The 13,020-nt window shown below is 70.5% G+C and carries 11 protein-coding genes and 1 pseudogene; 2 read left to right on the top strand and 10 right to left on the bottom strand.

Annotation, left to right across the window (positions count from 1 at the left end; translation table 11 throughout):
* The first annotated feature begins 110 nt into the window (after nt 1-110).
* The gene (locus tag AC068B_RS20995; RefSeq protein ID WP_478673152.1) at nt 111-683 is read left to right on the top strand and encodes a histidine phosphatase family protein; all 573 of its coding nucleotides are present in this window, start codon (nt 111-113) and stop codon (nt 681-683) included.
* Between the two features lie 481 nt (nt 684-1,164).
* Here the strand turns inward: AC068B_RS20995 and AC068B_RS20990 are convergent, their stop codons facing one another.
* The 9 genes from AC068B_RS20990 to AC068B_RS20950 form a co-directional block, all read right to left on the bottom strand.
* On the bottom strand, nt 1,165-1,923 hold the full coding sequence (locus tag AC068B_RS20990) for a CbtA family protein (RefSeq protein WP_478673150.1): 759 nt from the start codon (nt 1,921-1,923) through the stop codon (nt 1,165-1,167).
* Nucleotides 1,924-1,942: 19 nt separating this feature from the next.
* Nucleotides 1,943-2,164, bottom strand: coding sequence for a CbtB domain-containing protein (locus AC068B_RS20985; protein WP_356252961.1), 222 nt, complete (start codon nt 2,162-2,164; stop codon nt 1,943-1,945).
* Between the two features lie 627 nt (nt 2,165-2,791).
* Nucleotides 2,792-3,526 (bottom strand): S1 family peptidase, encoded by a 735-nt coding sequence (locus AC068B_RS20980; protein WP_478673149.1) that lies wholly within the window; start codon nt 3,524-3,526, stop codon nt 2,792-2,794.
* A gap of 94 nt (nt 3,527-3,620) precedes the next feature.
* Nucleotides 3,621-4,556 (bottom strand): heparin lyase I family protein, encoded by a 936-nt coding sequence (locus AC068B_RS20975; protein WP_478673147.1) that lies wholly within the window; start codon nt 4,554-4,556, stop codon nt 3,621-3,623.
* A 51-nt stretch (nt 4,557-4,607) separates the two neighbouring features.
* Complete coding sequence (locus AC068B_RS20970) at nt 4,608-6,650, bottom strand: outer membrane protein assembly factor BamB family protein (RefSeq protein WP_478673146.1); 2,043 nt, start codon at nt 6,648-6,650, stop codon at nt 4,608-4,610.
* Between the two features lie 84 nt (nt 6,651-6,734).
* Nucleotides 6,735-7,715, bottom strand: coding sequence for a hydroxyacid dehydrogenase (locus AC068B_RS20965; RefSeq protein ID WP_478673292.1), 981 nt, complete (start codon nt 7,713-7,715; stop codon nt 6,735-6,737).
* A 53-nt stretch (nt 7,716-7,768) separates the two neighbouring features.
* On the bottom strand, nt 7,769-8,698 hold the full coding sequence (locus AC068B_RS20960) for a carbohydrate ABC transporter permease (protein ID WP_478673145.1): 930 nt from the start codon (nt 8,696-8,698) through the stop codon (nt 7,769-7,771).
* The gene (locus AC068B_RS20955; protein ID WP_478673143.1) at nt 8,695-9,612 is read right to left on the bottom strand and encodes a carbohydrate ABC transporter permease; all 918 of its coding nucleotides are present in this window, start codon (nt 9,610-9,612) and stop codon (nt 8,695-8,697) included. Before AC068B_RS20955 ends, AC068B_RS20960 begins: the two co-directional genes overlap by 4 nt.
* Nucleotides 9,609-10,958 (bottom strand): extracellular solute-binding protein, encoded by a 1,350-nt coding sequence (locus AC068B_RS20950; protein WP_478673142.1) that lies wholly within the window; start codon nt 10,956-10,958, stop codon nt 9,609-9,611. The genes AC068B_RS20955 and AC068B_RS20950 overlap by 4 nt, the downstream gene beginning before the upstream one ends.
* A 293-nt stretch (nt 10,959-11,251) precedes the next feature.
* On the opposite strand from AC068B_RS20950, the gene AC068B_RS20945 reads away from it, so the two are divergent.
* On the top strand, nt 11,252-12,361 hold the full coding sequence (locus AC068B_RS20945; protein ID WP_478673141.1) for a substrate-binding domain-containing protein: 1,110 nt from the start codon (nt 11,252-11,254) through the stop codon (nt 12,359-12,361).
* On the opposite strand, the pseudogene AC068B_RS20940 reads toward AC068B_RS20945, so the two are convergent.
* Nucleotides 12,347-13,011, bottom strand: a pseudogene (locus tag AC068B_RS20940) (DUF4436 family protein). The gene AC068B_RS20945 and the pseudogene AC068B_RS20940 overlap by 15 nt on opposite strands.
* Nucleotides 13,012-13,020 lie beyond the last annotated feature (9 nt).

Here is a 13,020-nt window from a genome sequence, read left to right as displayed (position 1 = left end):
GAAAGTCCGCATTCGCCCCTGCCCGCGCCGGGAGGCGCGCACTTACCGGACCGGATGGTGGAGACTTCTTACTCGACGGCGACCCTCACAGAAGAGATGGGAGCGAAGGTGTGACCAGCCGTGTCACCTTGATCTCACCGGCGACAAGCCGATCGCTGCGGGAAGCCCGCTTCGACGACGGCAGTCCCCTCGACGCCCAGGGCACGGCCCGGGCCCAGGCAGCCGCCGGAACCCTTCCGGCAGCCGAACGGGTGCTGGTCTCCCCCACCGTGCGCTGCCGGGAAACGGCCTCGGCGCTCGGTCTGGACGCCCTGGACTCCCCTGAGTTGACGGGTCTGGCCATGGGGCGGTGGCGGGGCCGCACCCTCGACGACGTCAGTACGGAAGAGCCCGACGCGGTGTCTCGCTGGCTGTCGGACCCGGCCGCGGCACCGCACGGCGGGGAGTCCGTGCGGTCCCTGTGCGAGCGTGTCACCGCATGGCTGGATGCGATTGCGGAGGTCGAGGGCCGCACCGTGGCCGTGGTCGAGCCTGAGATCATGCGGGCCGTGGCGATCACAGCCCTCGACGCACCGCATTCGGCCTTCTGGCGTCTCGACGTCCCACCCTTGACCGCGACCCGCCTCAGTGGGCGTTCCGGGCGCTGGAATCTGCGGCTCGGCCAGGCGCTCGACACACGATGAACCGCCCGTCGGCTATGCACCCCTCGGCGCGGGACGGCCACTTGGCGCATCCGCCCCGCGTCCGTCCCGATGGCGTTCGAGCAATATGGTGAGCTCACACCGCAGGCACGATCCGACTCCTCGTCCCGCGGACATGTGCGGACCTGGGCAGGCGTCCTCCGACCGCCCGATCAGTGCCTCGATCTCCCGCAGCAATTCCTCACTCTGCTTCACACGCTGCGCCAGCACCCTGACCCGGGCGCTCTGGCCGCCGACCTGCCGCCTGCTGACGATCAGCCGCTCGTACTCCTGCGGGGTCAGTGCCACGGCCTCGTGGCCGCCGAGGGTGATGTGCCGCGGTTGTGGTGGTCTGGTCACTCGGGTCCCTCCTGCCGAGTCCATCGGTGTCGGAAGAACGCGAGAGGGCCCCCGGATGGTTCCGGTGGGCCCTCTGTGAGCGACTGGCTGCCGGTGTTTCAGTCACCGGCTCGGCATGAATGCCTCAGCGCGCCACGGGGTCGGCCTGCGAAGGCACCGCCGCCTCGGCTCGCGGGGCGAGCAGCCGCTGCGCCAACTCTCCGAAGATCAGGCCGAATCCGGCCCACAAGGTGAGCTGGATGGCCAGCGCCGAGGTACGGAACCGCCAGAGCAGCGTGGCCGGGAAATCCTTCGGGACCTCGTTGATGACGGGCAGGAACGCGCACGCGAGACCGATCACCAGGACGAAGGCGGCAACCGCCGCCACGGTGGCGTACCAGTTGCCCCACTTGAGTGCGAGCCGCTTGCCGAGGATCACCGCGCCCACCGACAGGAGCACGCTGAGCACCATCATCAGGAGGTAGAGAGTCGTGCGCTTGCCGATGGTGTCGGGGTCGCCGACGGACGGCGGGTTCGCCGGGTACTTCAGGAACGGCACCACGTACACGGCGAGCAGGGCCGTGCCCGAGAGCAGCAGTGCGGTGGCCCGCGGGGTGAAGCGACCGACGCGGCCGAGGGCGAAGCAGTAGGCCAGGGCGGCGATGCCGCCGAAGGCCACACCGTAGATCAGGACGCCGGTGGCGAGGCCGCCGGTGGACTGCATGCCGCGGCTGACGAGTTCGACCTCGTGTTCGTGCGCCGGTGCGTGGGACTCCTCGAAGCCGATGGCGTCGTCGACGCCGGGCTCGCCCAGGAAATAGGCGACGAGGAGAGCGAGCACACCGGCGCCGAGGCCTGCGAGCATGCCCCGCACGAGGAGGTTTCTGACCGTTGTGGAGTTCATGGTTGCGCGGACTTCCTCGTCAGTGGCAGGGGAAGCCGAGCAGGTGGCGGGCGTCGTGGACCCATTCGTGGACGTCTGCGCCGTTGACCACGGAGGTGGCTCCCTGTTCGGCGCCGACGAAGTACAGCAGGACCAGCATCAGGATGCCGAAGAAGACCGCCCAGGGGACGATCGCGCCGATCGGGAGCTTGCCGGGAGAAGCTGAGCTGGTGGGTGTCGGCTGGGCGACGGTCTGCGCCATGGCAGGACCTCCTCGGGAACTCGCGTCCCATTCGGTGGTGCACAGGACGACAGCTGCGGGTCTGACTTCCGTGACGTTCCCCCTCGCGGGGGCCCGTCGCCGTTCACAGTGGCGCGACCGTGCCGGAGTTCCACCGGCTTCCGCCCTGCCGTCGTCGATAACGCCCAGACCGTACCGCGTGTCGGGCACCGGGCCAAGACCGCTTGGCCGCCGCTCCGCTCGTCCTTCACCGGTTGGTGCGTTCGCGGAGTCGGCATCACTGACGCGGTTGATCCGAAGGTCCCTCGGCGATCCGCAGCAGATACGTGTCCATGATCCAGCCGTGCCCAAGTAGGCGCCCCAGTAGATCCAGGCGTCCTCCCCCTCGACCTGGTGAACGACTCGTGCGCGTCGTGCATGACGACGATGTCGCCGTTGGCGAGTTGCTCGTCGTCGATCTTGTCGTCCGCGTTGTTGACGAGCCATGCTGATCTGACGCGGCGGGGCTGGCGCCGCCCAACGATCCGACGGCCGCGGCGATGAACCAGCCGCCTCACAGCAGAAATGGCGCCTGGCCGGGGCTTCACCCGGCAGGCGCCATTTCGGTGCGGCCGTCTCGCGGTCGGCCGGTCCTGTTTCCTTTCTGAGCTATCGCCGGGTCACGGAGCGGATCCAGGCGAGTTGCTGGGAGATCTTTCCGGCCTGGGCGACCTTCTCCCGGTCGGAGCCGTTGAAGACGCCGACGAGGGTTTCGGTGCCGCGGGGGGCGACGCTCATGATCGGGCCTCCGGAGTCACCTCCGGCGGGAATCCCGGACACCTTCTTCATGCAGAAGTCCGGGCCGTTCGGCGTGACGTACCCCTTGCACCGGGGCGTGTCCGCCTTCACGACCTGCAGTTTCGACTGCTTGAGTACGTTGGACTGGCAGGAGTTCTCATCCCCGGTGCAGGTGGCGCCCCACCCGTACTGCCGTACGTTCTGGCCGACGCGGACGGGGGCCGTGGCCAGGCGCGCGGGCTTGACGTCCATGCGCGCCACCTTGATGAGCATCATGTCGGCGTGCGCGCTGCCCACCCGCTTGCCGGGCACCGGGCGGACCTTGGTGCCCTTCCGCATGTCGAGGTTGCCCACCCGGAACGAGATCCGCTTGTCGGCGACCGGCTGCGCCTGCTCGTAGAAGCAGTGCGACGCGGTGAGGATCCACCGGGTCGTGACCGCGGTGCCGGTGCACGCCGGTTTGCCGTCGACGAGCATGCGTACCGCCCACGGACCGTAGGTGCTCTTCGACCCGCCGATGACGGCGGAGGCAGGCGCGCCCGACATCACCGAGCCCACCACCAACAGCAGGGCGGCCAACAGCAGCACCTGGACTCGACGCACCATGCGTTACAGCTCCTCTCGACGGAGGCACCGTGCCTCCACGTGATGAGATACCTCACCGGCCCGGAAGGTTCCGTCGGAAGCCGTCACGTCTGGGCTACGGGAGCGTGCTGACGCGGATGTCGTCGTGGTAGGCGATGCGCGTCTTCACGCTGCCCTTCTCCGTGGTCGAGTCGGGCCGGTACAGGCCCCACTTGACGTACCCGAAGTCGGAGGGGTTCTTCGGGTGCCAGGTCCGCGTGTCCTCGTACACCTTCTTCAGCTCGAAGTCCTGCTGCCCCGGGAGCTTCGCGGAGATCTTGTAGGAGCCGGTGTCGTCGTCCGCCCAACGCACGTCGACGCGGAACCGCAGCCACTTGTTGACGTACGGGCGGTAGTCGTCGACGACCGGCCATTGGAGATCGGGACCCGGTGAACGGAAGATGATCTGGTTGCGCTTGGCGCCGAGGTAGAAGGAGGGCGGGTTGGAGTTGGCGGGCTTGCCCTGGAAGAGGATGTCGCCCGTGGTGGCGTCGCCCTCCTCGTACGTCTTCCAGTCCTTGAGCAGCACGCTGAACTCGTAGCGGCGCTCGTCGCCCACGCGGAACCGGGACGCCGTCACCTTGTCGGTGGCGCTTTCGCTGCGCGGCGCACCGTCCGATACGTAGCCTTCGTCGTCCAGCGTCACCTTGTGCATGACTCCGTGGCCGCCGGTGTGGCCGGGGCCCACGACGGCGGAGGCGTCCGGCGCCGTGGCATGGGTGGTGGTCAGGTCCGGGATTCCGGAGTCGAGCGTGCCGCTCTCGTAGTCGACGTCGAGCAGGGGCTTGGAGTTCTTGCGGTCGGTGCGGGCCTGTTGCGCGGGCTGTGCGGTCTGCGGGGGCTGCTGCTGGGACTGCGTGGCCTGGGGCTGTGCGTTCTTGGTGGGCTGTGCGGCCCTGGGCTGTGTGTCGCGGGACTGTGCGTCGGCGAGGTCCTCCGCGAGGCATCCGGTTGTCAGCAGCGAGCCGCCCAGGGTGAGTGCGGCCGTTAGGCGGACCAGTGGCTTACGCATGGTTCCTCCTTGAGTGGGGGGTGTGGGGGGATGTGGGGGGGGAGGCTGGGATCAGGCGTTGGGGTGGTCGGTGATCTGGACGAGGTTGCGGCCGCGCATGGTGTAGAGGTGGCCGGACTCGTCGTTGGTGAGGTGGGAGCCGCTGTACCAGCCGCCGTTGATGTCGGGGACGACGGTGGAGACGGCGAAGCTCTTGGGGTGGAAGCGGAAGACGGTCGTATCGGATACGCCGTAGACCACGCCCCGATTGGTCACCATGGCCGCGTAGCCGTTGCTGACCGAGCTGACGTCCGCCCGGTGGATCAGCTTGTGCCGACGGATGTCGATGACGAAGAAGCCGCCCTTGCGGGAGAGCCCGTAGAGGTGACGGCCGCGGATCGCGAGCGCGGCGACGCCCGCAGACTGCTGCGGGTCGACGCGCCAGAGCTCCTTGCCCGCCACCGGGTCGAAGGCGACGACCGTGGCGCGGGGCTCGGTGCCGGTGTTGTTGTCACCGCCGAGATAGGCCACGCCGTCCTGGGTGGCGACGCCGCGGACGCACTGCCCGTCGTCGATCGGGTTGACGTGGCACCGGGAGCGCCCGGTGCGGGGGTCGTAGGTCCACAGCGAACCGCCGCCCGCCGTGTCCGACTCGACGCCGACGAGGACGCGCCGGTTCACACCGTCCCAGACCACGTCGGCGGGTCGGTTCTGCGCGGGCGGGAAGGCGGCGGCCTGGTGGGCGGTGTCGCCCTTGCGGGGGTCGTGCGTCCAGATCCCCTGCGAGCTGTACTGGCCGGTGTAGAGGACCCGGTCGACGACTACGGCGTCCTTGGCCTCGCCGGGAGTGCGCAGGTAGACGGTTCCGTCCCGGCCGATGGCTCCGTCCCCGCCGAGCGTGTGGCGGGCGATCGTGCCCGTGCCGCTGACGTACACATGGCCGCCGCCCGCCGCGATGCCCATGACGGTCTGGGGAGCCGCAGGCGCGCCCGCGTCCGCCAGTTCGATGACCTTCGAGGTCTTGGCCGCGGGGTCGATCTCGGCCACGAACCCGAAGGCGGAGGTCACCAGGATCTTGTCCCCGTGGCGGTCCACGCCCCAGATCTCGCCGAGGTCCGGTCCGCGGAACTCGACGGGCCCGATCGAGTCGGTGGCCCTCTCGTAGGCGAGCAGCCCGGATTCACCGGCGAAGTACACACTGCCGTCCAGGGCCGCGAACTTCTTCGCGGTCGTGCCCCGCGACTCGGCCACCGCGTACGTCCCCAGGTCAGCCAGGTCCATGACAGCCACCTGTGCGGGGGCGGCGTGGCCCGCGGTGCCGACGACCAACTTGTCGTCGAAGACGGCCAGTTCCCTGATGGATGCGTCGCGCTGCAGTTCCCGGGGCGTGACCTGGGTGAACTCACGCGACGCACGGTCGCAGGCGAACAGGGCCGCCTTACTCTTCCCGCCACCGCCGTGCAGGATGCTCCCGGCGCCGAAGAAGACGGTCGAGGCCGTTGCCGCGACGGCCTGCGCGGTGGTCGCGTCCGCGCTCGGGACCCCGAGCGAGACGATCTCGCCCTTCGCCGCGTCGTACTCCCACAGTGCGGGTGCGGCCCCGCCCGCGCCTCCGCTGCCCACCGCGAACACGGCCCCGTCCGGTGCCACGGTCAGGTCCCGTATGTCGCGGTCCCCGATGTGGCCGAGGGCCTCGGCGGGCTTGCCGGGCGTCTTGAGGTCCCAGCGGTAGAGGTTCGCCGGGCTCACCGACTTCTGGAGCACACCGGCGTACAGGTACCGGCCGGTCGGGTCGGCCGCGAGGGCCTGGATGGAGTGCCCGGTGCCCAGCGGGGTCTGCGCCACGACCTTGCCGGTCGGCATGTGCAGGGCGATGATCTTCACGGGATCCAGGTTGCGCGAACCGATGTACAGCGTGTCGCCGACCAGCACCGCGCTCATGAGCGAGAAGCGGACCACCGCGGGGCCGAGGTCGACGACCCTCGCTCCCCCACTCCCTCCGGTGGGCTGCGCCGCCTGCCCCGGTCCGGCCGTGGCGAGGCCCGCTGCCGTCACCAGGCCGACCGCGCCACCGGCGCGGAGTACGGACCGCCTGCTGATGTGCTGTTGTGGCATGACATTCCTCCTGTGCTGAGCGACATTTGGTGACGTGTCTGCGTATGAACCGTGGATGAGCCCACGTCTGAACCGTGTACGTGCCTACGCCTGAACCGCGAGGGACTGCCGTGTCACCGGTGCCAGCGGAGGCAGCCCCGCGGCGTAGCGCTCGAGTTCGGTCAGTGCGGCGTCGGCCATCGTGCGGGTCTCCGAGCCGAGGGATCCGGCGATGTGCGGGGTGAGGACGACGTTGGGCAGGTCGTAGAGGGGACTGGACGACGGGAGCGGTTCCGGGTCGGTCACGTCGAGGACGGCGTGCAGACCGGCTCGGCAGGCGTCCTCCAGGGCCACGGTGTCGACCAGCGCGCCCCGCGCGGTGTTGACCAGGACGGCGCCGGGCGGCAGCGCGGCCAGTTGCGCGGCGCCGATCATGTGGTGGGTCTCGGGCAGGGCCGGTGCGTGCAGGCTGAGTACGTCGGCCTGCGGCAGCGCCTCCGCCAGTTCCGCAGGGTGTGCGCCCGCCGCGACGATGTCGGCCCGCTCGGCCACGGGGTCGACGACGAGGACGCGGGCCAGGTCCAGGCGGTGCAGCAGCCGGGCGACGCGTCGGCCGATGCGGGAGAAGCCGACGAGGACGACCGTGCGGTCGCGACCGCTCAACTCACCGTGGTTCTCCCGGTAGCTCCAGTCCTCGCGGAAGCGGCGCGCGTCCGCGGCGAGGAAGGGCACCTTCTTGAACGCCCACAGGATCGCGCCCAGGGTGAAATGGGCGACGGGCTCGGCGTTGGCGTCGGCCGCCGTGGTGACGAGCAGGCCACGGTCGAACGCCGCGTGCGGCACGTGGTGGCGTACCGACCCGGCGGCGTGCAGGACGGCTCGCAACCGGGGCGCGGCGGCCAGTACGTCCTCGTCGAGAACCGGGCAGCCCCACGACGTGACAAGCACCTCCACTTCGGCGAGCCGGGCCCGGACGGCTTCGGTGTCCAGGCGCGCGGCGGCGAGCGGCTGCCCGAGGGCGGCGACGGCGCGGAGCCGCTCCCTTTCCCGTGGCCCGAACTGGGTTTGCTGGGACTGCTCGTTCATCAGCAGGAGGGTTTCGGGCCTGCGGGCGGCACCCGGCCCTCGGACGGTGGAGGTCACTTCACGCTCCCGGCGGACAGGCCGCTGCGCCACTGGCGCTGGAGCACCACGAAGGCGGTGATCAGCGGTACGACGGCGAGCAGGGATCCGGTGATGACGAGGGGGTTGTAGTCGGGGAACTGCGGGGCGCGGGTGCTCCATTGGTAGATCCCGAGGGTCATGGGGAAGAGCTCGGGGTCGGTGAGCATCACCAGCGGCAGGAAGAAGTTGTTCCAGATGGCGACGAACTGGAACAGCAGGATGGTGACGAAGCCGGGCATCATCATCGGCAGCACGATGGTCAGGAAGATCCGCAGCTCACCGGCCCCGTCGAGGCGAGCCGCCTCCAGGACCTCGTCGGGCACGGACGCGTCGGCGAACGTCCGGGCGAGATAGACGCCGAACGGGTTGGTCAGCAGCGGCAGGAACACCGCCCAGAACGTGTTCACGAGGTGCAGGTGCGAGGCGAGCAGGTACAGCGGCAGGGCGAGTGCGGTGGGCGGCACGAGGACGCCGGTCAGGGTCACCGCGAACAGGGCACGCCGTCCGGGGAAGTCCAGTTTGGCGACGGCGTAGCCGCAGGCGGTGCAGATCAGGGCGCCGAGTACGGCACCGAGGCCCGCGTAGAGGAGGGAGTTGCCGATCCAGTGCCAGAAGACGCCGTTCTCGCGGGCGAACAGGTCCCGCAGGTTGTGCCACAGGTTGAAGTCGGCGAATTCGAAGGCGCTGGTGGCGGAGAAGTCGCCGACGGATTTGGTGGCCGACGTCAGCAGCCACACCAGGGGCAACAGGCTGTAGAGGGTGACGAGGAGGAGTACGCCGTGGACGGCGCCGCGGGTGGTCCAGCGGGATGCGCGCGAGCGGGCCGCCGAACGGTGCGGCGCGGGGGCGCGGGCGGGACGCCGGGGTGTGTCCGCGGACTGTCGCGTGGTGGTGGGCGCGCTCATCGTGACCTCCGGGCGGACAGGCGCATGACCAGCGCCGAGAGCAGGGCCGAGGCGGCGGCGAGCAGGATGGAAGCGGCCGCGGCGCGCCCGTAGTCGTTGCTGATGAAGGCCGCTTCGTAGATGTAGAGGCTCGGCGTCCAGGTGCTGGTGACCGTGCCGGTGAAGGTGCGCAGCACCATCGGTTCGGTGAACAGCTGCAGGGAGCCGATGGTGGTGAAGACGAGCGCGACGAAGACCGTCGGCCGGATCATGGGGAGCTTGATGGACAGCGCGGTACGGACCGGTCCCGCGCCGTCGGCGCGGGCGGCTTCGAGGACGTCGCGCGGCACCGTCTGGAGCGCGGTGTAGAAGATGATCGTGTTGTAGCCCATCCACTGCCAGGTGGCCATGTTGACGATGGAGGGCAGCACTCCGGTGTCGCTGAGCGGGTCGAACGGCAGGGCGCCGTTGAGCGGGCCGATGCCGGGGCTGTAGAGGTAGCCCCAGATGAGGCCAGCGATCACGCCGGGGACGGCGTACGGCAGGAAGGCCGCGAGCGACCAGAGCTGGCGCAGCCGCACGGTGGCCGAGTTGAGCAGCAGGGCGATGAGGAGGGCTCCGGCGAACATCACCGGGATGTGGATCAGGGCGTAGACGGCGACGTTGGCCACGCCGTCGCGGGCCGCGGGGTCGCCGAGGACGTCGGCGTAGTTGCCGAAGCCGGTGAAGACCTGGCGGTACCCCTCGAAGCCGAGCCCGGAGAGACGGTCGTCGAACAGGCTGAGGTAGCAGGCGTATCCGATCGGCACGAGCACGGTGCAGAGCAGCAGTACGGCGAACGGGGCGGCCAGTGCGGCGCCGGTGAGACGGTGGCGCCTCGTCGGCTTCGTCGGCTTCGTCGGCCCTGTCGGCCGGGTGGACGGCACGTGGGTCATGTCCGGCTCCCGCTGGTGACGGCGAGGCCGCGCTCGCGCATACCGTCGACGGCCGAGGCCTGGAGCCTGCGCACCGCCCCCGGGATCGTGATGCCTCCGGTGGGCACGGGGGCGAGCGCGTCGGCGGCCGTCGAGAACACGCTCAGCGAGGTGGGTCCCCACGTCCACTCGGGGACGCGTGTCGCGGCCTCGTCCAGTACGTCGAAGACGGGGTCGCCGACGAAGTAGTCGTCGTCGTACGCCTTGCGGGCCACCTGTCGGCCCGGGAGGTGGGCGGGCGAGGGGAAGGTGACCTGCGCGCCGATCCGGGGCACCGCGGGGTCGGTGCTCAGCCAGCGCAGGAACGTCAGTGCCGCCTCGGGGACCTCGCTCTCCGCGGAGACCCCGAACGCGGAGCCTCCCCATACGCCGGTGGCCGAGGTGTCGCCCCAGGTGGGCATGGGGGCGATGGCCCAGCGTCCCTTGTCCGCGGGCAGGGACTTCTTCACCATTCCCACGCCCCAGGTGGCGCCGAGCATCCCCCAGAGCCTGCCGTGGTGCATCGCGGAGATCCAGCTCTGCGTGCCGGTGGCGGTGTGGGCGACCCGGCCGGAGGAGATCATGTCCTGCCAGTAGTCGGCCATCCGCAAGGTGCCCGCGCCGTCGATGCCGACCCGCCAGGCATCGGACGAGATCCGCCACCACGGGCTCCCCGCCTGCCAGGCCATCCCGGCGAAGAACGCACCGTCGTTCAGGGGGAAGGTGGCGATCCGCGCGCCCGCGTCGGCCCGCCGCACGGCCGTGGCGGCCCGCCTGAACTCCTCCCAGGTACGCGGTACGTGAATGCCCGCGTCGTCGAACAGGTCCTTGCGGTAGAAGAACGCCATCGGGCAGAAGTCCATCGGCAGCGCCCAGGTCCGGCCGTCGGGGCGGACGCTGCGCCAGGCGGCGGGCAGGAATCCGTCGGCGAGGTCGGCCACGTCGTCGGTCAGCTCGCGCAGGCCTCCGGTGGTCACGATCTGCGGCAGCGCCTGGTACTCGACGTGCAGGATGTCGGGGGCGTTGTGCGCGCGGATCGCGTTGGTCTGCTGGGCGTAACCGCCGGACGTACCGGCGGCGATGACGCTGAGCTCGACGTGGATGTCGCGCCGGGTCGCGTTGAACGCGGCGACGTACTGGTCCATGCCGGTCAGCCAGGACCAGAGCCGTACGCGGGTGGCGCCGGAGGCACGCCGGGAGCAGCCGGTGAGCGCGCCGCCCACGAGGGCCGCGGCGCCGAGTCCGGTCGAGGCCCGCAGCAGCGACCTCCTCGACCGGAGTGTCCGAGATCTGCCGCCGTCGGCGTCGGATGGGGTACCGAGCACCATGAATTTCCTTTCACGCAGCGAGGTGTTCGCACACTTCAGCCGCCTGCACGGCGCCCGGTCAACGACAACAAAACAAAGCGATCAGAATCGATAGAGAAGGAAAGCCCGGCTTGGCCGGAACCCGCCGGGCGTCGCGGTCAACCAGACGCCGAGTGCGCGCACTCCACCGGCAGGTGCAGGCATGAGACCCGCTGCGGGCCTTTCCCTCGTGTCATCCGATGCGATAGAACTGGCCAGCACACGGAACAGCTGAACGAACTGAACCGATCAAACGGCCGTCGGAGGAGCACCGGGTGGCACTCGCCTCGGAGCGACAGGAGCTCATCCTCGCCGCCGTGCGGAAGCAGGGCACCGTCCGTCTCGCCGACCTCGTCGAGCGGCTGGGCGTGACGGCGGTGACCGTACGGCGGGACGTCACCCTCCTGGCCGACCGCGGCCTGGTGCAGCGGGTGCACGGTGGCGTCACACTCCCCTACCGCGGCCCGCAGCCCGACCACCGGGCCACCCCGTTCGGCCGCCCGCAGGGGCAGGCCCTGGTCGGCATGGTCGTGCCCACCGTCGAGTTCTACTGGCCCGCCGTCATCCAGGGCGCCCAGTCCGCCGTGGCCGCCGCCGACGGCAGGCTGGCGTTGCGCGCGTCCGCGTACGACCCGCAGGAGGACCGGCGCCAAGTGGCCGCCCTCCTCGACCGCGGCGTACGCACGCTGCTCGTCGCCCCCACCACCACCTCGGACGCGGGCCTCGACCTGCTGCGCTGGCTCGGCTCGCTGTCCGTCCCCGTCGTCCTCGTGGAGCGAGTGCCGCCGCCCGCGCTGCCCACCCTGGCGCTCGACGCGGTCACCACCGCCCACAGCCTGGGCGCGGGGCTGGCGATACGCCACCTGGTCACGCTCGGGCACCGCCGCATCGCGTTCGTCACCGCGCGCTTCAGCCCGACCACGCAGGCGCTGCGCGAAGGGTGGCAGGAGACGAGCACCTCCCTGTCCCTCACCGCCTGTGACAGTCTCCGGTTCGAGGTCCCTCCGTACGGATCGGCGGGCTGGGCCGACGCCTACGACACCGTGCTGCGACGCTGCCAGGAGGCGGGCGCGACGGCCCTGTTCGTCCACTCCGACAGCGAGGCCATCGGTCTGGTGGAGCGGGCACGGGACCTCGGACTCACCGTTCCCGGGGACCTGGCCGTCGTGTCGTACGACGACGAAGTCGCCGCGGCGTCCGACCCGCCGCTGACCGCGGTGCGCCCGCAGAAGCGCCGACTCGGCGCGCTGGCCGCCGAAATGGCCTTGGCCCGCATGGCCGATCCGACCGAACGCCCCATCCACCGGCTGCAGTTGTGGCCCACCCTCGTGGTCCGCGCGTCCTGCGGCGGCGAGGACCGTGCGGTGCACTCATCCGACGTGTGACGGCCGCTCGCCGACCCCCGTGCTCGGCTCCGGCTGATCCTGCGGGTCCGACGGATGGGACTCCGCCCGCATCGCCATCACCACCACCGTGATCACACAGAACGCGACCACTGTCTCCGCCCAGAGGAACGCGACGTAGTCGAGGAGGGAGCCGGTGGGCGGGGCGCCGGAAGCCGTGTTGCGGAAGGCCGCCAGGGCGAAGAGGGTCGCGGCCTCCAGCCGAGGGAGGGCCAGGTCACTCCCTTGCGGCGGGTGAGCAGGAACCACGCGCCGATCAGGACCGCGATGGCCAGCGCCCACATCGCGGCCCTCATGAACACCACGAAGATCAGGACGCTGGTGGAGCGCGCGATGCCGACGTCGAACACCGCGGCGCCGAGCTCCAGCTTCGTCTCGTACGCGTCGAACGGGTAGTCCGTGATCGAGCCCGCCGACAGCGTGACCGGCACGTCCACGGTCGAGATCCTGCGGTGCGCGGGGAAGGTGAGGTCTCCCCGCACGGAGGCGGACGTCTGGAGCGTCAGGCGCTCCGCGGGAGAGACGCCGCCGGGCTCGGCGAGGCTGCCGCGCGGGGGGGGGGATACGGAGCACCAGGCCCGCGGCGAGCAGTCGGCCGCGGGGCCGGGAGGGGACTCGCATCGTGACCACAGCCGCTCCGG

The sequence above is a fragment of the Streptomyces sp. NPDC042371 genome (assembly GCF_056437465.1).
This window is presented reverse-complemented; position numbering and strand designations above follow the sequence as displayed.

Coding starts and splice junctions, on each gene's coding strand:
- AC068B_RS20990 (WP_478673150.1), bottom strand. CDS start 1,923: ATGAACTCCACAACGGTCAGAAACCTCCTCGTGCGGGGCATGCTCGCA.
- AC068B_RS20985 (WP_356252961.1), bottom strand. CDS start 2,164: ATGGCGCAGACCGTCGCCCAGCCGACACCCACCAGCTCAGCTTCTCCC.
- AC068B_RS20980 (WP_478673149.1), bottom strand. CDS start 3,526: ATGGTGCGTCGAGTCCAGGTGCTGCTGTTGGCCGCCCTGCTGTTGGTG.
- AC068B_RS20975 (WP_478673147.1), bottom strand. CDS start 4,556: ATGCGTAAGCCACTGGTCCGCCTAACGGCCGCACTCACCCTGGGCGGC.
- AC068B_RS20970 (WP_478673146.1), bottom strand. CDS start 6,650: ATGCCACAACAGCACATCAGCAGGCGGTCCGTACTCCGCGCCGGTGGC.
- AC068B_RS20965 (WP_478673292.1), bottom strand. CDS start 7,715: ATGAACGAGCAGTCCCAGCAAACCCAGTTCGGGCCACGGGAAAGGGAG.
- AC068B_RS20960 (WP_478673145.1), bottom strand. CDS start 8,698: ATGAGCGCGCCCACCACCACGCGACAGTCCGCGGACACACCCCGGCGT.
- AC068B_RS20955 (WP_478673143.1), bottom strand. CDS start 9,612: ATGACCCACGTGCCGTCCACCCGGCCGACAGGGCCGACGAAGCCGACG.
- AC068B_RS20950 (WP_478673142.1), bottom strand. CDS start 10,958: ATGGTGCTCGGTACCCCATCCGACGCCGACGGCGGCAGATCTCGGACA.